General features: G+C 72.3%; 16 protein-coding genes. 5 read left to right on the top strand and 11 right to left on the bottom strand.

Features of this window, described 5'->3' with window-relative positions:
- Position 1 precedes the first annotated feature (1 nt).
- The 5 genes from FHU34_RS14150 to FHU34_RS14130 are packed head-to-tail and all read right to left on the bottom strand — an operon-like array spanning position 2 to position 5,551.
- Complete coding sequence (locus FHU34_RS14150; protein WP_145780552.1) at positions 2-979, bottom strand: ABC transporter ATP-binding protein; 978 nt, start codon at positions 977-979, stop codon at positions 2-4.
- Positions 976-1,953, bottom strand: a complete 978-nt coding sequence (locus FHU34_RS14145; RefSeq protein WP_145780550.1) for an ABC transporter ATP-binding protein — start codon at positions 1,951-1,953, stop codon at positions 976-978. The genes FHU34_RS14150 and FHU34_RS14145 overlap by 4 nt, the downstream gene beginning before the upstream one ends.
- 1 nt (position 1,954) lies before the next feature.
- On the bottom strand, positions 1,955-2,854 hold the full coding sequence (locus tag FHU34_RS14140) for an ABC transporter permease (protein ID WP_145780548.1): 900 nt from the start codon (positions 2,852-2,854) through the stop codon (positions 1,955-1,957).
- Positions 2,851-3,936: an ABC transporter permease gene (locus FHU34_RS14135; RefSeq protein WP_208744998.1), complete on the bottom strand. Its 1,086-nt coding sequence runs from the start codon at positions 3,934-3,936 to the stop codon at positions 2,851-2,853. The genes FHU34_RS14140 and FHU34_RS14135 overlap by 4 nt, the downstream gene beginning before the upstream one ends.
- 10 nt (positions 3,937-3,946) lie before the next feature.
- A complete protein-coding gene (locus tag FHU34_RS14130) occupies positions 3,947-5,551 on the bottom strand; it encodes an ABC transporter substrate-binding protein (protein WP_145780545.1) in 1,605 nt (534 codons plus the stop codon).
- A gap of 284 nt (positions 5,552-5,835) precedes the next feature.
- Here FHU34_RS14130 and FHU34_RS14125 point away from each other — a divergent pair, with 284 nt between their 5' ends.
- The 5 genes from FHU34_RS14125 to FHU34_RS14105 all read left to right on the top strand — a co-directional run bounded on the left by FHU34_RS14125 (position 5,836) and on the right by FHU34_RS14105 (position 11,683).
- Positions 5,836-6,372 carry a cupin domain-containing protein gene (locus FHU34_RS14125; RefSeq protein WP_145780543.1) on the top strand — a complete coding sequence of 179 codons (537 nt, stop codon included), beginning with the start codon at positions 5,836-5,838 and terminating at the stop codon, positions 6,370-6,372.
- Between the two features lie 125 nt (positions 6,373-6,497).
- Positions 6,498-8,381: a Xaa-Pro dipeptidyl-peptidase gene (locus FHU34_RS14120; RefSeq protein ID WP_145780542.1), complete on the top strand. Its 1,884-nt coding sequence runs from the start codon at positions 6,498-6,500 to the stop codon at positions 8,379-8,381.
- Between the two features lie 719 nt (positions 8,382-9,100).
- Positions 9,101-9,763, top strand: a complete 663-nt coding sequence (locus tag FHU34_RS14115; protein WP_145780540.1) for a C39 family peptidase — start codon at positions 9,101-9,103, stop codon at positions 9,761-9,763.
- A 248-nt stretch (positions 9,764-10,011) separates the two neighbouring features.
- Positions 10,012-10,956, top strand: coding sequence for a DUF1996 domain-containing protein (locus FHU34_RS14110; RefSeq protein WP_145780538.1), 945 nt, complete (start codon positions 10,012-10,014; stop codon positions 10,954-10,956).
- A gap of 70 nt (positions 10,957-11,026) precedes the next feature.
- On the top strand, positions 11,027-11,683 hold the full coding sequence (locus FHU34_RS14105; RefSeq protein ID WP_145780535.1) for a DUF305 domain-containing protein: 657 nt from the start codon (positions 11,027-11,029) through the stop codon (positions 11,681-11,683).
- 17 nt (positions 11,684-11,700) lie between these two features.
- Here FHU34_RS14105 and FHU34_RS14100 read toward each other — a convergent pair whose 3' ends face one another.
- The 6 genes from FHU34_RS14100 to FHU34_RS14075 are packed head-to-tail and all read right to left on the bottom strand — an operon-like array spanning position 11,701 to position 19,105.
- Positions 11,701-12,522 carry an HpcH/HpaI aldolase/citrate lyase family protein gene (locus FHU34_RS14100; protein WP_145780533.1) on the bottom strand — a complete coding sequence of 274 codons (822 nt, stop codon included), beginning with the start codon at positions 12,520-12,522 and terminating at the stop codon, positions 11,701-11,703.
- Positions 12,522-13,709: a CaiB/BaiF CoA transferase family protein gene (locus FHU34_RS14095; RefSeq protein ID WP_145780531.1), complete on the bottom strand. Its 1,188-nt coding sequence runs from the start codon at positions 13,707-13,709 to the stop codon at positions 12,522-12,524. The genes FHU34_RS14100 and FHU34_RS14095 overlap by 1 nt, the downstream gene beginning before the upstream one ends.
- Positions 13,706-15,664 carry an SUMF1/EgtB/PvdO family nonheme iron enzyme gene (locus tag FHU34_RS33665; RefSeq protein ID WP_145780529.1) on the bottom strand — a complete coding sequence of 653 codons (1,959 nt, stop codon included), beginning with the start codon at positions 15,662-15,664 and terminating at the stop codon, positions 13,706-13,708. The genes FHU34_RS14095 and FHU34_RS33665 overlap by 4 nt, the downstream gene beginning before the upstream one ends.
- Entirely contained in the window at positions 15,661-16,599 is a 939-nt protein-coding gene (locus FHU34_RS14085) for a ribokinase (RefSeq protein ID WP_145780527.1), read from the bottom strand. The genes FHU34_RS33665 and FHU34_RS14085 overlap by 4 nt, the downstream gene beginning before the upstream one ends.
- Positions 16,596-17,960, bottom strand: a complete 1,365-nt coding sequence (locus FHU34_RS14080; RefSeq protein ID WP_145780525.1) for an ADP-ribosylglycohydrolase family protein — start codon at positions 17,958-17,960, stop codon at positions 16,596-16,598. The genes FHU34_RS14085 and FHU34_RS14080 overlap by 4 nt, the downstream gene beginning before the upstream one ends.
- A complete protein-coding gene (locus FHU34_RS14075) occupies positions 17,957-19,105 on the bottom strand; it encodes an ADP-ribosylglycohydrolase family protein (RefSeq protein ID WP_145780523.1) in 1,149 nt (382 codons plus the stop codon). Before FHU34_RS14075 ends, FHU34_RS14080 begins: the two co-directional genes overlap by 4 nt.
- Positions 19,106-19,109 lie beyond the last annotated feature (4 nt).

The raw sequence follows: 19,109 nt of genomic DNA, 5'->3' as shown, positions 1-19,109 counted from the left end.
CTCAGAGTGGGCGCGCGGCGGTCGGTGCCGCAGCGGAGTCGGTGAGCCAACAGGCGACGCTGCGGTCGCCCAGGTCGACGGTCGGCGGCTGCTCGACGCACCTGTCGAACGCGTGCGGGCACCGCGGCCGGAACCGGCACCCGGTGGGGGCGTTGGCCGGGTCGGGCACCTCCCCGGCGAGGATGGCGGGCAGGCGCGGCGTGGGCCCGATCTGCGGCACCGCGTCGATCAACGCCCGGGTGTACGGGTGTCGCGGCGCGCGCCACAGCTCGCGGGTGGGCGCGGTCTCGACGATCCGGCCCAGGTACATCACGGCTGTCACGTCGGCGATCTCGTGCACCAGCGACAGGTCGTGGGAGATGAACAGCATGCCCATGTCGAGGTCGCGGACCAGCCCGACGAGCAGGTTGACGACCTGCGCCTGGGACGAGGCGTCCAGCGCCGTCACCGGTTCGTCGGCGATGATCATCCGGGGTTCCGGTGCTAGCGCGCGGGCGATCGCCAGGCGCTGCCGCTGACCGCCGGAGAACTGATGCGGGTAACGGTCGGCGGCGCTGGCCGGCATGGCCACCCGGTCGAGCAGTTCGTGCACCCGGGCCCGGCGGGCCGCCCCGGTGACCGCCGCCGGTACGCCGTCGAGCAGTTGGGAGCCGATGGTGCGCCGGGGGTTCAGCGAGGCGTACGGGTTCTGGAAGACCATCTGCAGGCCGACCTCGGCGTCGGACCGGGGTCGCCAGCCCAGCGGGGTGACCGGCCGGTCGGCGTACCGGACGGTGCCGGCGCTCGGCGCGCTCAACCCGACCGCGACGCGGGCCAGCGAGGACTTGCCGCAGCCGGACTCGCCGACCAGGCCGACGATCTGGCCGGGCAGCACCTCCAGGTTGACCCCGGCGACGGCCCGTACCCGCCCCCGACCTCGGGATCGGTACTCGACCTCGACGTCGGTGAAGGCCAGTCGCGCGGGCGCGGGTGTCGTCATGCGGCCACCTCCAGGTTCGGGCGGACCACGCAGGCCACCGACCGGTCCGCGCCGACGGAAACGAGCGGGGGCGGCGCCGTGCCGCAGGACGGTTCGGCGTACCCGCAGCGGGGTTCGAACGGGCATCCCGGTGGCGCCTCGCCGGGTGCCGGCGGCGCGCCCGGGATGGGTCGCAGCGTCCCGCCGGTCTGGGTTCCGTGCGGGCGGGCGCCGAGCAGCGCGGCCGTGTACGGGTGTGTGGGCGCGGTGAGCAGAGCGCCGGTCGGGCCGGTCTCGACCACCCGCCCGGCGTAGAAGATGTAGCCGCGGGTGGTGAGGGCGCTGAGCACCCCGAGGTCGTGGGTGATGAACGCGACGGCCAGCCCGGTCTCGGCGCGAAGCCGGTCCAGCAGGGCCAGGATGCCGGCCTGCACTGTGACGTCGAGGGCCGTCGTCGGTTCGTCGGCGATCAGCAGTCGAGGGCGGGCGGCCAGGGCGATGGCGATGGCGACCCGTTGCCGCATCCCGCCGGAGAACTGGTGCGGGTAGGCACGCAGGGCCCGTTCCGGGTCCGGGATGCGGACCTGGTCGAGCAGCTCCACCGCACGGCGGGCGGCGGCCCGCCGGTCCATCCGCAGGTGCACCCGCATGTGTTCGGTGAGCTGCCGGCCGACGGTGAGCATCGGGTGCAGGGCGGCGCTCGGGTCCTGGAACACCATGGCGATACCGGCCCCGCGCACCCGTTGCCAGCCCTTGTTGTCCAGGCCCAGCAGTTCGGTGCCGGCGTACCGGGCCGAGCCGCTGACGGCCGCCCCCGGGGGCAGCAACCCGAGCAGGGTCTGCGCGGTGAGGCTCTTGCCGCAGCCGCTCTCCCCCGCGATGCCGACCAGCTCGCCCTCGTCGACTGTCAACGACACGTCGTGCAGGATCGGCAGCGGGCCGCGCGGCGAGGGCAGGGTGACGGCCAGGGAGTCGACGTCGAGCAGCGGTGCCACCTCAGCGTCCCTTCGTGTAGCGGGGGTCGAGCCGGTCCCGCAGCGCGTCACCGAGCACGTTGAACGCCATCACGACGGTCAGGATGGCGAGGCCGGGAAACACGCTGACCCACCACATCGACAGGTCCTGCGCGCCGAGGGCCACCATCGAGCCCCACTCGGCCGCCGGCGGGCGGGGGCCCAGGCCGAGGAACGACAACGCGGCGAGCAGCAGCACCGCGTTGCCCAGCTCGAGCGTGGCCAGCACGATTGCCGGGCCGACGCTGTTGGGCAGTACGTCGCGACGCAGCGCGCGGACCGGCCCGACGCCGAGCAGCCGGGCGGCGTTGAGGTAGTCGTCGCCACGCATGCCCAACACGGCGCTGCGGATGACCCGGGCGTAGACCGGCCAGGAGACGATGACCAGCGCCAGCACGGCGTTACGGGTGTTCGGGCCGAACGCCGCGGTCACCGCCATGGCCAGGATGATCTGCGGGAACGCGAACACCAGGTCGGTCAGGCGCATCAGCGCCTCGTCGACGAACCGACCGACGTAACCGGCGACCAACCCGAGCAGCCCGCCGACCAGCAGGGCCAACGAGACGATGGCCAGGGCCAGCGGGATGGACAGGCGGGCGCCGTGGATGACCCGGCTGAGGATGTCCCGGCCGAGCGAGTCGGTGCCGAACCAGTGCGCCCCGGAGGGCGGCGCGTACGCGTCAGGGCTCTGCGCCAGTGGGCCGTACGGGGCGAGAACGTCAGCGAGCAGCGCCACCAGCAACCATCCACCGAGGATGGTCAGGGCCACCATCGTGATCGGCTGACGCCAGACCGGCCGGTTGGTCGCGCCGCCGCGCAGCCGGCCGAGCCAGCGACGCCGGCCCAGGGCCCGCTCCGCCTTCGGGTCAACGAGTGTCGTCATGAGAGCCGGATCCTCGGGTCGATGAGACCGTAGAGCAGGTCGACGGTCAGGTTGACCACCGTGTAGACGAGCGCCACGAACAGGCTGACGCCGAGGATCGAGGGCAGGTCCAGTGCCGTGGCGCTGCGGTACGCGTACTGGCCGACGCCGGGCCAGCCGAAGATGCTCTCCACCAGCACCGTCCCGGACAGCAGCGAGGCGAAGGCCAGCCCGGAGACGGTGACCACCGGGACGAGACCGGCGCGCAGCAGGTGCCGGCGCAGCACCACCCTTGTCGGCAGACCCTTGGCGTACGCGGCGCGGATGTAGTCCTGCTGGAGCACCTCCAGCATCGCCGAGCGGACGAACCGGACCAGCATCGCCACGGTCAGCGAGGTCAGCACGAGCACCGGCAGGGACAGGTGCTGGGCGGCGTCCCACGCGACGTCCCACTGCCCGGCGAGTGCCGCGTCGACGGTGTACATGCCGGTGACGGTGGGTGGCGGGCTGAAGTCCGTGGAGAGTCGTCCGCCGCTGGGCGCCAGGCCGAGCTGGTAGAAGAAGACGTAGAGCACGACGAGGGACAGCCAGAACGGCGGGGTGGACAGCCCGATCAGGGCGCCGATCCGGACGAGCTGGTCGGTGAGCCGACCGTTGCGGACCGCCGCGAGCATGCCGATCCCGGTGCCGATGAGCAGCGCCAGCACCATGCTCGGGATGGCCAGCTCCAGGGTCGCCGGCACGTAGTGCAGCAGGTCGTCCAGGACGGCCCGCCCGGTCTGCTGGGAGAGACCCAGGTCGCCGTGCAGAAGGTTGCCCAGGTAGTGCACGTACTGGGCCCAGAGCGGCTGGTCCAGGCCCCACTTCTGCCGGAAGGCGGCCACCGCGGCGGGGTCGTTGAGGGCCTGGTCGGAGAGATTGGCGGTCACCGGGTCACCGGGGACCACGTTGACCAGGCCGAACGTCACCACCGTGACGCCCAGCAGCAGGCCGGCGGTGATCGCCACCCGCTTGGCCAGGAACGTCAGCAGCGGGTGGGCACCCCGGGGCCGGGACGCGGTCGTGGCGACCGCGCCCGGCTCACCGTCGTGGACTGTCGTCATGCCGTCGGGACTACTTGCGGCCGACCGCGGCGACGTCCACCTGCCAACCGGCGGCGGTGTAGTCCGCGCCGGTCAGGTCGGTGGTCGCCACGACGATGGAGGAGTTGCTGGCCAGCACCAGGTACGGCGAGGACGCGTTCATCAGCCGCTGCCACTCCTGCATGGCGGCGGCCCGGCCGGCCAGGTCGAGCGTCTCGGTGACCTTCTTGCCGGCGGCCACCACGGCCGGGTCGGCCCGCTCGACCGTCCAGCCGGAGCGCAGCGCGGTTGCCTGCCCCGGTGCCATGTTGTTGATGAGCGAGTCGGCGACCGGGTAGTTCAGGCTCTGCGGGGTGAACCCGAGGGGTGACTTCCCGCCGCGCATCTCGTCGAGGAACGTGGTCAGCGGCTGCGGGTTCAACTCCAGCTTGATGCCCGCCTCAGCGGCGTCGCCCTGCACCTTGGTGGCCACCGTGCCGAGGTCTACACCCTTGTAGGTGATGGCCGGGTAGGTGAACTTCACTGTGGGGTTGGTCAGGCCGCCCTCGGCCAGCAGCGCCTTGGCCTTCGCCACGTCCCGCTTGGACTCCTCGCCGGCCGGCAGCGCGCCCGGGAAGGCCGGCGCGACCAGCCCGGCACCGGGCGCCGCGCCCTTGCCGTACAGGGCCGCGATGCCCTGGTAGTCGATGGCGGCACGCAGGGCCTGGTTGAACTTCGGGTTCGAGGTGACCGCCGAGACGCCCGGGTCGGCGTTCAGGAAGAGGAAGTAGACCGTGTCCTGCACGCCGGAGGTCTGCAGGCTGCCCGGCAGGCCGTCGAGGAGCTTGCCGGAGATGTCCAGGGAGATCTCGGCGGCCTCGGCGCGCTGCATGGTCAGCTTCTGGGTCTGCACGTCCATGTTGCGCAGCACCACCCGGGAGAACTGCGGCTTGGTGCCCCAGTACTTCGGGTTGGCCTCCAGCACCACCTGCGCCGACGGGTCGTACGACTTCAGCACGTACGGGCCGCTGCCGAGGGAGTTGGTGTCCAGGTACTGCTGTGCGGTGTCGCCCTGCGCGGCGTCGGCGCCGTCGCGGGCACCGTGCTCCTTGGCGGCCTTGGAGTTGAGCACAGCTGTCGACGGCATCGACAGCACGACCGGGATGTTCGGGTCGGGCGTGGCCGAGGCGACCACGACGGTGCTGTCATCGGTCTTGGTCACGGTCAGGCCGCTGACGGTGACCGCCGGGCTGGCCTTGATGTTCTTCAGGCGGTTCAGCGAGAAGACGACGTCGTCGGCGGTGAGCGGGCTGCCGTCGGCGAACGTCACACCCTGCCGCAGCTTGAAGGTGAACGTCTTCGCGTCCGGTGACGCCTGGTACGACTCGGCCAGCGCGGGGACGGGCTTGCTCACGTCCGAGCCCTTGAAGGTGAGCAGGGTGTCGTAGAGGGCGTGCACGGCGGTCAGGCCGGTCGCCTCGTAGACCCGGCCAGGGTCGAGGGTCTTGAGTACGAACGAGGTGTTCACGGTGAGCGTCTTGGCCGCACCGTTCGCGTTTCCACCGCTGCCGCCGGCGCTACAGGCGCTGACGGACAGGACGGCCAGCGTCGCCAGAGCGGACGCTCCGGCGAGGAGCCGGCGGGGGGACACCGACATGCTGTTCCTACCTTCTATCGCGCGGCCCGCCGTGCGGGAACCGCGGGGCGTCGACGCCTCGGGCGACCCGACCACCGGCGGAAGCGGCGGGAGATCGTCGCGGGGTTCTCGGGAAGCGCCGTCTCGGGTTGGATGTAGGCCGGACTGGGACGCCGTCCGGTTCGTCTTGACGCGGCCTTGTCTAGTGGCGTCGAACGTTGCCGCCTGTTGTTCAGCGATACTAAACAGAGCCGTATAGTCGGGTCAATCAAGATTCAGCCACACTGTTTTTGGAACGAGGACACATGCTCGGTGACCGACTCCGCGACCTGCGTCAGCAGCACTCCCTCACGCTGCGCCAGCTCGCCACAGCCGCCGACGTGTCCCCCGCGCTGCTCAGCCAGATCGAGAACGGCGCGACCGACCCCAGCCTGTCCACCCTGCGGAAACTCGCCCAGGTCTTCGACACCTCGATCGCGGAGCTGTTCTCCGAGCCCGAGGCGCCACCCGTGCACATCAGCCGCGTCGGCGCCCGGACCCGGCTGGCCGCGCCACCCGGCCAGATCACCTACGAACGACTCACCCCCGGTCGGGGCGACCTGGAGGTCCTCCAGGCCCACCTCGCACCCGGCGACGCCAGCTCGGCGGAACCCTGGGCACACCCGTCCACCGAGTGCGCGATCGTCGTCACCGGCGAGGTCGTCGCGCAGATCGGCGGCGAGTCGTACACCCTTACCGCCGGCGAGTCGGTCACCTTCGACTCGCGCCTGGCACACCTCTACCGCAACGCCAGCGACCAGCCCGCCCACCTGATCATCGCGGTGACACCACCGACTCCCTGACCGGCCACCGTGGACGGCAGTGGGGATCGACGGAATGCCCAACCGGTCCTAGCATGTCGACGAATGGATCTTCGAGATTGGTCAGTGCCGACCCCGGCAACCAGCCCAACCGAAGGGAGACGCGCGTGCGTCGACCCCGTCATCTAGCGCTCCTGAGCGTCGGTGTGTCCGGCGCCCTGGTGCTCAGCGCAGCCCCCACCGCAACGGCTGCACCGCCCGCCGCCACCACGCCCACCGGCATCGTGGTCAGCGACGGCATGACCCAACCGGTGTTCTCGCTCGCCGACGCGATCGAGGAGCGGGTGTTCGTCCAGACCCCGGTGGACACCGACCACGACGGCCGGCTCGACCGGGTCGCGATCGACATCTCCCGGCCCCGCGAGACCGCCACCACCGGCTTCAAGGTGCCGGTCATCTTCGAGCACAGCCCGTACCGCAAGGGCACCTGGGGCGACGTGCCGTACCCGAGCGTGCTCGTCGACGACCTGCCGCAGAACGGTCTGACCGACCGCTCCGGCCGCCGGGCGCTCGACGCCGGCATGCAACGGGCCCAGGCCAAGGCCAACCTGCCCGGCTCGCTGGACGACTACTACGTGCCACGCGGGTACGCGGTGGTGCTCGGTCAGAGCGTCGGCACCGGCGACTCGGACGGCTGCCCGACCAGCGGCGACCAGGCCGAGACACTGGGCACCAAGGCGGTCATCGACTGGCTCAACGGCCGGGCCAAGGGGTACGACGCCAACGGCGCCCCGGTCACCGCCGGCTGGACCACCGGCGCGGTCGGCATGACCGGCGTCTCCTACAACGGGACGCTGCCCAACCAGGTGGCCACCACTGGCGTCAAGGGGCTCAAGACCATCGTGCCGGTCTCCGCGATCAGCAGCTGGTACGACTACTACCGGGCCAACGGGCTGGTGGTCGCACCCGGCACGTTCCAGGGCGAGGACCTCGACATCCTGGCCCAGTACACCGCCGGCCAGGCACGCGCCGAAGGGCAGTGCGCCGACGAACTCGCGAAGATCACCGAGGAGCAGGACCGGATCACCGGCGACTACTCGACGTTCTGGCAGGACCGCGACTACCTCGACGCCCGCAACGTCAAGGCCAGCGTCTTCGTCGTGCACGGCCTCAACGACTGGAACGTGAAGACCGAGCACTTCGCCGGCTGGTGGGACCAGCTCGCCAAGCGCGACGTACCCCGCAAGATCTGGCTGCACCAGGGCGGACACGGCGGCCCGGGCAGCAGCGCCTCGGTGACCCTGCCGAGCGGCCAGACGTGGACCTACAAGCAGACCGAGAACCGCTGGTTCGACTTCTGGCTGTGGAACGTGCGCAACGGCATCATGGACGAGCCGACCGCGGTGCTTCAGCGCGAGGACCGGGCCTACACCACGTACGCCAACTGGCCCGACCCCGCCGCCCGTGAGGTGGGGCTGCGGTTCGCCGCCACGGACGCCACCGCCCCAGGCGCCCTCACCACCGGCAAGCCCCCGAAGGCCAAGATCGAGCAGAGCTTCGTCGACGAGGGCCGGACCATCCACCCGGACACCCTGGTGTCCAACCCAGACACGGCGAGCGCGAACCGGCTCGCGTACCGCTCCCCCGAGCTGACGCAGAGCGTACGCATCTCCGGGCGTCCGGAGATGCGACTGCGGATGGCGATCGACAACAAGCCGGACGCGAACCTCACCGCGTACCTGGTCGACTACGGCCCGGCCGGCTCGACCGCCGCGCCGACAGTGGTGACCCGGGGCTGGATGGACCCGCAGAACCGCAAGAGCGACGCGCGCACCGAGCCGGTCAAGCAGGGCAAAATGTACGACTACCGGTGGACCATGGAGCCGAAGGACTACGTCTTCCCGGCCGGGCACCGGATCGGCGTGGTCGTCTTCTCCAGCGACCAGGAGTACACGCTGCTGCCGTTGGGCGGCACCGAACTGCGGGTCGCGCCGAACGACAGCGAACTGCGGCTACCGGTCGTCGGCGGGCGGAGCGTCCTCGGCTTCTGATCCCGTCGCTTACGCACCCTGGTGGGGCAGTCCGAGATGTCGCGGGCTGCCCCACCAGCACGTCAGGGGCCCGCCGCAGGGCGCCCCTGCCGCGCCGGGGCCGGGCCCCGGCCAAGATTCGCGCAACTTCGGGGAAGGTGCTGCCTCACGGCGCCACGAGGCAGCAGTTTCGGGGATAGTGCGAGATCGTCGAGCAAGCGGTCGCGTGCGCCCGGCTCCCGTCGCGGGTGGCGGTGATTCCGCGTGATGGTGGGCGCAGATCGTGCGATACCGCGCGCCCTACCGGCTTGATCCACTCCACTTCGCCGAAGTCGGGGTATCCCCGGCACTCGGATACCGCGATATCGCCGAACCCGAGTGGATCAAGGCGGGTGTATCGTCGCCGGCCGGGATGATCGCCCACTATGCGAGGTTTGTCCGGGTGGCTGGGGTCACCCGGGCGGCGGAATCCGGGCCGGCCCGGGGTCGTTATACCTGGCACGGCCGCGACGCTGGGCCGTGGTGAGCGGCAGCCGCCGGGAACACCGGCCAGCCCGCCCCGGTTACATCCCCGAAGCACAACAGGCCGGGAGCCCGGCGGAATGATCCGCCACCCCGCACGGTTACACCTCGTCCCGACGCCGGCCCCTTACCGGGGTCGCCGGGCACTGAACGTTCCCGCATGGCCGTCCCCCGTGAGTCGTGCGGCATCCCCCGATGAAGCAGAGGAGCACGCCATCATGCGTACCGATCTGATTCGTAAGACTGCTCTGACCGCTGCTGGTCTGGCGTTCACCGGTGGTGCCATCGCCGGCCCCGTGACGACCGCGTTCGCTGCCCCGAGCACCGCCAAGCCGACCACGCAAACCCAGACCGACCGTAAGGGTCATGGTGAGCGGGAGTTGGGTGTGCGTTACGAGGCGCAGCCGAACTTTTACTACTGCGGTCCCGCAGCGACCCGTAACGCCCTGAGTGTGCAGGGTAAGGACATCAACGTGGACGAGATGGCCAAGGAGATGGGCACCACCGAGGCCGGTACGAACTCGATCAACGACATCACCCCGGTGCTGAACAAGGAGACCGGTAAGAACGACGCCTACCGGTCGGTGGAGATCCGTAACCCCGACGCTGATGCCAAGCAGACCGATCAGCTGCGCGCCGACATCGTCAAGACTGTCGACGACGGCCGGGCTGTGGTGGCGAACATCGCCGGCACCAGCACCGACACCGACGGAGTGAGCCACTCCTATGAGGGTGGGCACTACATCAGCGTGGTCGGCTACCGCGACAACGGCAACACCGTCACCATCGCCGACTCCGCCGACCCCAACCAGGCCTCCTACCAGATCACCGTCGAGCACCTCGCCGACTGGATCGCCACCCGCGGCTACGCCACCAGCTAAACCACACAGCACACGAACGACGAAGGGCCGGACCCCACCACGGGGCCCGGCCCCTTCGTCGTCGTTTTCCACCAACTGCGCAACGTATTGACAAGTTTCGACATTGCGGCGAGGCTTGTGGGTGCTGAGAGCGCTCTCTCGCATCGGCCGGAACCGGCCGCCACCACAACTGGCCAGGGCTATCCCCGACGTCTTCGGCGGCGGCGTCGGAGCCGACCCTGACCCGTCCCCCCGACAGGAGTCACGAGATGGACAGGGCCGCACCCCTATCCGGCACCCACCGCCGCCTGCGCATCGTCACGGCGATCGGCGCCCTGCTGGTGCTACTCGGCACGTACCTGGTGTCCGCCACCGGCCAGGCCGACGCCGCGCCGACCAGAGCCGACCGGGCCGACGCCGCACCCGACCGGGCCAATGGCGACTTCGGCACCAACGTCATCCGGGTCGCCGAGTTCCCCGCCGACTGCACCTACAGCCACCGGCTGCCGGACGACCCGATCATCTTCCCCGGGCTACCCGGGGCATCGCACATGCACAGCTTCTTCGGCAGCACGGTGACCAATGCCCGGACCACACTCCCCGACCTGGTCAACTCCCCCACCACCTGCAACCCGCGAGTGGACGTCTCGTCCTACTGGGTGCCGACGCTGTACCGGGACAACGTGCCGGTGGAGCCGGCGATCGCCACGTTCTACTACCTGGGCGAGGGCGTACGCTCCGACGTCGTCGCGAACACCCAGCCGTTTCCGCTGGGGCTGCGGCTGGTCGCCGGCAACGCGAAGGCCACCGGGCCGAACGACAGCATCGCCCGTTGGTCGTGCCTGCACGCCGGGCACGTGCCGCCGTCGAAGGACTTCGTGAACTGCCCGTCCGGCACGATGCTGGAGTCGTACCTGGACTTCCCGCAGTGTTGGAACGGCCGGGACCTTGACTCGGCGGACCACAAGAGCCACCTGGCGTACCCGGTGAACCAGGCCTGCCCGAGCACCCACCCGGTGCACGTGCCGAAGTTGCGGCAGGTGCTGCGGTACCCGGTCACCGGTGACCCGTCGCGGTTCCGGCTGGCGTCCGGGCCGGGTTACACGATGCACGGCGACTTCTTCAACGCCTGGCCGGTGGCGGAGATGGCCCGCCGGGTCCAGGACTGCATCCGTCCCGTCATCAAGTGCGGTCACGACGGCCGACCGATCTGAGCGACAGGTGCACACCACGACGGCGGGCCCGTGTCACACGGGCCCGCCGCCCTGGCGGGAAGGAGGTCGGATGCGCCGATCAGCAGCATCTACAGTGCTCGTCGCCGTCCTGCTCGTCGCCGGCTGCGGTGCCGGGCAGCCCCGCGACCCGACCAGCATCGCACCGACCGAGCCACCGGCGGTCGACCTGGCACCGGCCCGGCCACCGACTGTCGCGCCGGCACCGACGGGTACGCCGGGGTCGTTCAGCCCCACCGACGTCGCCTGGCTCCAGTTGACGGTGGCGATGGCCGAACGCCTGCTGCCCGTACTCGAACTCGTGCCGGCGCGGACCACGGACCCGGCCTGGCGACGTCTGGCCGCCCAGGTCGAGGCCACCGAGCGCGCCGACCTGGACCGGGCCCGCCGGCTGTTGGCAGTTGCCGGTGCGCCGACGACCAACCCGCACGAGGGTCACGACATGCCGGGCATGGTCACCGCCGAGCAGGTGACCGCGCTGCGGGCGTCCACCGGGTCGCCATTCCACCGGCTGCTCGCCGGGCACCTACGCGCGCACCTCGCGCAGGCGGCCCGGATCGCCGGCGCGGAGCAGCACGCCGGGGCCCACCCGGCGACCACGGCGATGGCCGGGGCGGTGGTCCGGGACGGCAACGCCGCCCTCGCGCGGCTCGACCGGCTCGATCGGCCGACGTCGGCCGCACCACCGGCCAACGCGCCCGCTCGGTGACCTCCGGCCGGTGACCCTCAGGCGCTGTAGCGCGCGGCCAGGTCGACGACACGCTGGGCGGCGGCCACCATCGCCCGGTCCGCGAACCGGCCGTCGGGCAGGACCACGGTCCCCGAGTCCCGCAATTCCGCGTCCGCCACCGCGGCCAGCAGTTCGGCGGCGCGGGCCACCTCCTGCTCGGCCGGACGGAACGCCTCGACGATCACCGGGAGCTGGCGCGGGTGGATCGCCGTGCGGCCGAGGAACCCGAGCCGTCGCCCGACCGCGCACGACGCGGCCAGACCGTCGAGGTCCACCACGTCGGCGTACACCGCCATCGCCGGTGGGGTCAGGCCGGCCGCGCGGGCCGCGACCACCACCCGGCCGCGCGCCCAGAGCAGGCCGTCGTCGTCACTCACCCCGAGGTCGGAGCGCAGGTCGGCCTCACCGAGGCCGATCGAGACCACCGCGGGGTGGGCTGCGGCGATGGGGTACGCGGACTCCAGCCCGACTGCCGACTCGATCAGCGGGTGCAGGGGTACGTTGACCCGCTCCCCGAGGGCTGTCACCGTCGCGGCCGACTCGACCTTCGGCAGCCGTAGCCCGTTCAACCCGGGCCGGCTGGTCACCGCCGTCAGGTCGGCGTCGACGTCCGGGCCGGTCAGCTCGTTGACCCGGACCTGCACCGGCACCGGGTGCGTGTCGGCGAGGAACTCGGCGACGGCGTCGCGGGCGTACGCCTTGCGCCCGGCGACCACGGCGTCCTCCAGGTCGAGGATGACCGCGTCGGCGCCCGAGGCGACCGCCTTGGCGAACCGGTCCGGGCGGTCACCGGGCACGTAGAGCCAGCTCAGCAGCATCAGAGCACGCCCCGTTCGCGTAGCGCCGCCAACTCCTCGCCGGTCAGGCCGAGCGCCCCGAACACCGTGTCGGTGTCCTGACCGTGCCGCCGTCCGGCGTGCCGGATCTCGCCCGGTGTCTCGGTGAGCCGGAACGGCACGTTCTGCATCCGTACCTCGCCCAACTCCTCGTCCGGCACGGTGCGGACGGTGCCGAGTGCCGCGTACTGCGGGTCGGCGAGGATGTCCCGTACGTCGTAGACGGGCGCTACCGCCGCCTGCGCCTCCTCGAACGCGGCCACCACCTCGTCGCGGTCCCGTTGTGCGACCCAGGCGCTCACCGCGGCGTCCAACTCGTCGGCGTGCGCGGCCCGGCCGCTGCCGGTGGCGAACCACGGCTCGTCGACCAGCTCGCGTCGGCCCACCAGCCGCAGCACCCGTTCGGCGATGCTCTGCGCGCTGGTGGAGACCGCCACCCAACGCCCGTCCGCGCACCGGTAGGTGTTGCGCGGGGCGTTGTTGTTGGACCGGTTGCCCAGCCGGGGCTGGACGTAGCCGATCTGGTCGTACCAGGTGATCTGCGGCCCGAGCATCGCCATGATCGGCTCGATGATGGCGAGGTCCACGACCTGCCCGGTGCCGGTGACGTCCCGGGCCCGCAGGGCCAGCATCACCGCGTACGCGGCGGCGAGCGCGGTGACCGAGTCGGCCAGCCCGAAGGGCGGCAGGGTGGGTGGGCCGTCCGGTTCCCCGGTGGCCGCCGCGAAGCCGCTCATCGCCTCGGCGAGCGTGCCGAACCCGGGCCGGCGGGCGTACGGGCCGACCTGCCCGAAGCCGCTGATCCGGGTGACCACCAGCCGGGGGTTGACGGCGTGCAGCTCGGCCGGGCCGAGCCCCCACCGCTCCAGGGTGCCGGGGCGGAAGTTCTCCACCAGCACGTCGGCGTCGGCGAGCAGCCGGAGCAGCAACGCGGCACCGTCCGGGTCGGACAGGTTGAGGGTCACGGTGCGCTTGTTGCGGCCGAGGACCTTCCACCAGAGCCCCACACCGTCGCGGGCCGGCCCGTGTCCCCGGGACGGGTCCGGCTTGACCGGGTGCTCCACCTTGATCACGTCGGCGCCGAAGTCACCGAGGAACGCCGCCGCGAGTGGGCCGGCGAACAGGGTGGCCAGGTCGACGACCTTGACGCCGTCCAGCGGTGCGGTCACCGGTTCACCTCCGTCGTCTCGGGAAGGTCGGCCGCGCAGCGGAAACCGACCTGGTCGGAGCGGGTGAGACCGGCGCCGGTGAGCAGCAACTTCACCGAGACGTCCGCCGGTTGCGGGCCGCCGTCGAGGTACCAGTCGGAGCCCTCCGCCCGGTAGGCGGCACCACCCTTGAGGATGGCGAACCGGGTACGGCCGTCTGAGTGCTCGCTGTCGGTCAGGTTCCACACCAACGGCTCCCGCCGTACGAGCAGCCCCGCCTCGGCGGCGACCTGCCACTCGTCTTCGGTGGGCAGCCGCAGCCCGGCCCACTCCGCGTACGCGCGCGCGTCGGACAACTCCACACCGGTCACCGGGGCGTCGGCCGGTCCGCTGCCCGCCGTGAACCGTTCGGGGCGCACCGGGCGGTAGCCGCTGGCGCGCAGGAACTCGGCGTACTCGGAGTGGGTGACCTCGCGGACGGCGATGGCAAAGCGGCCGAGCTTCACGCTGCGCCGCATCGTGCCCGGGTGGTGCAGTCGGGGCGGCAACGGCTTCCACTCGTCGACGTAGGGCGCCTCGCCGTACAGCCCGGTCTCCCGCACCCGGTGCCGGACGACGAGGTCCCGTCGGCCGCCCTCGACGGCGACCATGCCCGACGGCACCTGCAACCGGGGTGCCCACGGGGTGCGGACGCGTACCGCCTCGCGGGCCGGGAAGGCCGGGTCGCCGGTCGGCGGCTCGTGCTGGTACGCGGCAGCGGTGCCGGCCGCGACGGCCGCGATCGCGCCGGCCGGGAGTGGACCGCCCACCGCGAGTCGACCGTCGGCGGTCTCGGTGACTGTCAGCTCAACACCGGTGACCAGATCGACGAAACGTCGCCCGGCGCTCGGGTCGACGACCAGCCACGGGCCGTCGTGGTCCGCGCCCCGGTTCACCACTGTCCACAGGGGCCGGTCGTCGTGCGTCCAGCGGGACGCGTACACCTGGCCCTGGCCGGGGTGGTCGGCGAGCGGCACCCAGTCCTCGGCGCGCAACCACGCGGCGTGGCTGCTCTGCACCCGGCGCATCGCCCGCAGCACCGCGCGGTCCCGCTCGTTCCAGCCGACCCAGACACCGAAGACGCTCTCCCAGACCAGTACGCCCACGCCGTTGAGCCAGGCGGAGTGCAGCTCGTCCAGGTGGTCGCGGTGCCAGCGCCGGGTGTGGTGCAGCACGTGCCGCCGCTCGAACCACTTGGCCCGCAGCACACCGGGCACCTCGGAGTCGGCGAACCACTGCGCCCAGGACATCGCGTGGTCGGCGATGCGGGCCAACGGAACCCGGCTCTCGCCCTCCAGGATCATGCCGGGGCGGACCGCGTCCAGCGCGGCGCGCAGCTCCCCGGCGCCCTCCTTGAGGGTGTCCAGGAAGACCCCGTCGACGCCGAGCTTGCCGGCCAGCTCGGCGACCTCCTCGGCGTCGGTGCCCGTCTCACGGCGGGTGCCGGTGTCCCACGGGTTGTAGTCGACGAAGACCCGCACCCCGCGTTCCTGGAACGCGCGCACCACGTCGGCCAGCTCCGGCACGTCCCGGTACCAGTCGAACTGGTTACGGTCGTCCAGGCCGATAACCGGGTACGCGTGCCAGAGCACCACCCCGTCGAAGCCCCCGAAGTCCCGGCCGGCCGCGTCGAGGAACCCGTCGACGGTGAAGACGCCGCGCTCGTGGTCGTAGAGCGCCTCGTCCCAGAGCCAGGCCAGGCAGACGCTGAAGCAGTCGCCGGTGATCTCGTCATAGTGCTCGCCGACGTAGCCGATCCGGTCCCGGGCGTCGGCCCGCCAGCGGGTGATCTGCTCCCGCCAGGCCGGCCAGTCCGCCGGGTCGCCCGGCGCGGCGAAAATCTTCGCCTCGTCCAGGGTGCTCAGGTCGGCGTGCCCGCCCAACGGCACCTCGGTGGGCCTGTCGATCGGGCGCGGGACGTACGGGTTGAAGCTCACTGGGCACCTCGATAGGTCGCGTCGTAGAGGGCGTCGATGACCGGCCGGTCGGGCAGGGCGGTGGACGCCCCGGGCCGCTGAGCGCAGGCCGCGCCGGCGGCACAGGCCCAGCGCAGGCTCGCCGTGACGGTGTCCTCGCTGACGGCGCCGCCGCGCTCGGCCCAGCCCACGGCGAGCGCGCCGGTGAACGCGTCCCCCGAGGCTGTGGTGTCGACCGCGTCGATCTCCGGCGCCGGGACCGCGAGACGCAGGCCGCGCCGGTCGGCGTACGCGGCGCCGCGCGCGCCGAGGGTCAGCACCACCCGGGGCACCAGCTTCAGCAGCGCGTCGAGCAGCACCGGTGGTTCGTCGGAGGAGACCCCGGCCACGACGGCGGCCTCGTGTTCGTTGACCACCAGCACGTCGACCAGGTCGAGCAGTTCGGTCGGCAGCGCCGCGGCCGGGGCGGCATTCAGCACCACTGTGGTGCCGTCGGCCCGGGCCCAGTCGGCCGCCTGGGTCACAGCGGTCAGCGGCACCTCCAGTTGGAGCAGCAGCACGTCCGCCGCCGCGATCGTGGCCCGGTCGTCGGCGTCCAGCTCGGTCAACGTGCCGTTGGCCCCGGGCGCGACCACTATGAAGTTCTCCGCCTCCCGGTCCACGCCGATCAGCGCCACGCCGGAAGGGCCGGCGACGGTCCGCAGACCCCGCACGTCCACGCCCGCGCCGACGAGGCTCGTCCGCAGCTGCGTACCGAACTCGTCGTCGCCGACCGCACCCACGAAGTCGCAGGCCGCCCCGGCCCGTGCGGCGGCGACCGCCTGGTTGGCGCCCTTGCCGCCGGGCACGGTCCGGAAGTTCTCGCCGAGCACCGTCTCGCCGGGGCGGGGCAGCCGCGACGCCGTGACCACCAGGTCCAGGTTGCTGCTGCCCACCACCGCCACACGTGCGCTCATGCCACGCTCCCTTCCGTTCCACCCTGTTCCGCCAGGGCGAGGGTCCGCTGGGCCAGCTCGTCGAAGCCGATCCCGTCGAAGCCACCGATGCTGCTGGCCAGCCGGTTGCGCAGCGGCGCCACCCAGCGGGCCGGCAGTCCGGACGCGCCGGTGAGGGCACCGGTCACCGCACCGACGGTCGCGCCGGTCGAGTCGGTGTCCCAGCCGCCGCTGACCACCGCGGTGATGGACCGCTCCAGATCCCCCCGGCCGTACGCCAGCGCGGCGGCCACCAGCGCGGCGTTGTTGCGCACGTGCACCCAGTGCAGGTGGCCGTGCCGGGCGTACAGCTCGTCGACAACGGCCTCCCAGTCGTCGGTCCCCGCGCCGAGGGCGCGGGCCTCGCGGACCGTTGCCGCGAACCGGCTGCGCGGCGGCAGGATCGCCTCGGCGGCGTCCAGCACCTCGTCCACGGTGTCCGCGACCGGGGCTGCCGCGGCCAGCGCGGCGGCCCAGATCGCACCGTGCACCCCGCCCCGGACGTGACTGACGGCAGCGTCGCGCAACGCCAGCTCGGCGGCGCGGTCCGGCCGGCCGGGGTTGACCCAGCCGTACACGTCGGTGCGGATCTGCGCGCCGATCCACTCCCGGAACGGGTTGTGCCGGCGGGCGCTCTGCGGCGGCGCGTACCCGAGGAGCAGGTTGCGGTACGCGACCCGCTCGGCGGTGAAGACCCGTCCGCCGGGGAGCCAGTCCAGCCACGCCTGCGCCACGTCGGCGCTGGTGAAACCCCGACCGTGCGTCTCCAGCACCCGCAGGGCCAGCAGCGGGTAGTTCAGGTCGTCGTCCTCGGGCATCCCGTCGATGTTCTCGGCGAGGCTGGTCGGCGCGCTGCGCCGGTTCCACGGCCAGCGGGCGGCGACGTCGGCCGGGAGTCCCTTCGCGGTGAACCAGTCACGCAGCGGCCACCTGCCGGTAGCGACCAGGATCTCCCGAATCCCGTGGCGCGGGATCTTCTCTACCGGCTTGCCGAGCAGGCAGCCGGCCGCGCGACCCAGCCAGGCGCCGTGCAACCGGTCGTAGCTCGCCTCGGTCGGCAGCGACCAACCGGCCGGCCAGCCGGCTTGCAGCGTGGCCAGGTCGTCCGGCTCGTCGGCGGCGTTGACGGTGGGCAGCGCGTCGGCGGCGTCCAGCAGCTCCACCGCGAGCGCCCGCAGGTCCGGTGCCGCCGGGTTCGGCGACGCCCCGCTGACCGACGGGGTGAGGTCCCCGCCGGCCGCCGTCCAGCGCGCGGCGAGCGCGGCGACGTCGCGTCCCTCGTCCCGGCTGGCCGCCAGCTCGTGCGGCAGCAGGTCCTCCGGCTGCACCCAGGTGATCCTCACCGGGTCGGCTCCTGCGCCAGCGCGGCGAAGCGGTCGGCCCGCCGGGCGAACCGGGCCTGGTCGCGCTCGAAGACCTCGCCGGCCACCGCGGCGAGGACCCGGGCCGGCTCCACCAGGTCGGTCTTCGACGCGGTGGCGACCACCTCGGACCACTCCGTCGGCACCGCGTCCGCGCCGCCCAGCGCCCCGGCGATGGCGGCGGCCATGGTGGCTGTCGAGTCGGCGTCCCGGCCGTAGTTGACCGATCCGAGCACCGCTGCCCGGAAGTCACCGCCGGCCACCACGAGCATGCCGAGGGCCACCGGCAGTTCCTCGATGGCGTGCAGACGGCTGGGCCGCCGCGCGCCCAGCCCGGGACTGCGGTACTCCTCCCCCACCGTGTCGTAGGGGGCGACCGCCGCCCGCAGCGCCGGAATGGCCTGCTTCCAGTCGCTGTGGCCGCGAGCCTCCTTGACCACCGCGTCGATGGCCGCGCGGGTGCCGTCGCGGGCCAGGTCCAGGGCTGCGGCGACGACGTCCTCGACGCCCGCGCCGGGGGTCGCCGCCGCCGCGACCGATGCCGCGAAGACGGCGGCGGCCTCCCGCCCGTAGCTGTGCTGGTGCGCACCGGCGATCTCCACCGCCTCGGCGTACGCCCCGGCCGGGTCGCCCGCGTTGACGATGCCGACCGGCGCCATGTACATGGCCGCGCCACAGTTCACGATGTTGCCGACCCCGGCCTCACGCGGGTCGGCGTGCGCGTGGTGCAGACGGGTGACCAGCCACCGCTCGGCAGCGGCGAGCCGGTGGAAGGTCACCCCGTCGCGCTCCAGGTCGGGGATGTACACCACCCGCTCGATCAGGTCGGGAACCAACAGCTCCACCACGTCGTACGCGTCGAGGTGGTCCCGTTTGGCCGCGTACGCGCGGACCAGTGCGTGGGTCATCAACGTGTCGTCGGTGAGGTGCCCGTCGCCCTTGTGGTACGGAGCGAGCGGTCGCGCGGTGGCCCAGTCGGCGTGGTACGGGGGCACGATGCCCTCGACCCAGCCGCCGAAGCGCGCACGGATCTGCTCCGGCAGCGCCGTCTCGGTGGCCCCACCCAGGGCGTCTCCGACCGCGGCGCCGACCAGGCAACCGACCGATGTGTCGAGCAAGAGTGACATGTCG

Source organism: Micromonospora taraxaci (assembly GCF_007830095.1).
GTDB classification, from domain to species: Bacteria; Actinomycetota; Actinomycetes; order Mycobacteriales; family Micromonosporaceae; genus Micromonospora; species Micromonospora taraxaci.
This window is presented reverse-complemented; position numbering and strand designations above follow the sequence as displayed.

Excerpts from the sequence above, each read along its gene's own strand:
- FHU34_RS14130 (WP_145780545.1), bottom strand. The coding sequence starts at position 5,551 with ATGTCGGTGTCCCCCCGCCGGCTCCTCGCCGGAGCGTCCGCTCTGGCG.
- FHU34_RS14125 (WP_145780543.1), top strand. The coding sequence starts at position 5,836 with ATGCTCGGTGACCGACTCCGCGACCTGCGTCAGCAGCACTCCCTCACG.
- FHU34_RS14110 (WP_145780538.1), top strand. The coding sequence starts at position 10,012 with ATGGACAGGGCCGCACCCCTATCCGGCACCCACCGCCGCCTGCGCATC.
- FHU34_RS14085 (WP_145780527.1), bottom strand. The coding sequence starts at position 16,599 with ATGAGCGCACGTGTGGCGGTGGTGGGCAGCAGCAACCTGGACCTGGTG.
- FHU34_RS14115 (WP_145780540.1), top strand. The coding sequence starts at position 9,101 with ATGCGTACCGATCTGATTCGTAAGACTGCTCTGACCGCTGCTGGTCTG.
- FHU34_RS14105 (WP_145780535.1), top strand. The coding sequence starts at position 11,027 with ATGCGCCGATCAGCAGCATCTACAGTGCTCGTCGCCGTCCTGCTCGTC.
- FHU34_RS14140 (WP_145780548.1), bottom strand. The coding sequence starts at position 2,854 with ATGACGACACTCGTTGACCCGAAGGCGGAGCGGGCCCTGGGCCGGCGT.
- FHU34_RS14150 (WP_145780552.1), bottom strand. The coding sequence starts at position 979 with ATGACGACACCCGCGCCCGCGCGACTGGCCTTCACCGACGTCGAGGTC.
- FHU34_RS14100 (WP_145780533.1), bottom strand. The coding sequence starts at position 12,522 with ATGCTGCTGAGCTGGCTCTACGTGCCCGGTGACCGCCCGGACCGGTTC.
- FHU34_RS14075 (WP_145780523.1), bottom strand. The coding sequence starts at position 19,105 with ATGTCACTCTTGCTCGACACATCGGTCGGTTGCCTGGTCGGCGCCGCG.
- FHU34_RS14135 (WP_208744998.1), bottom strand. The coding sequence starts at position 3,936 with ATGACGACAGTCCACGACGGTGAGCCGGGCGCGGTCGCCACGACCGCG.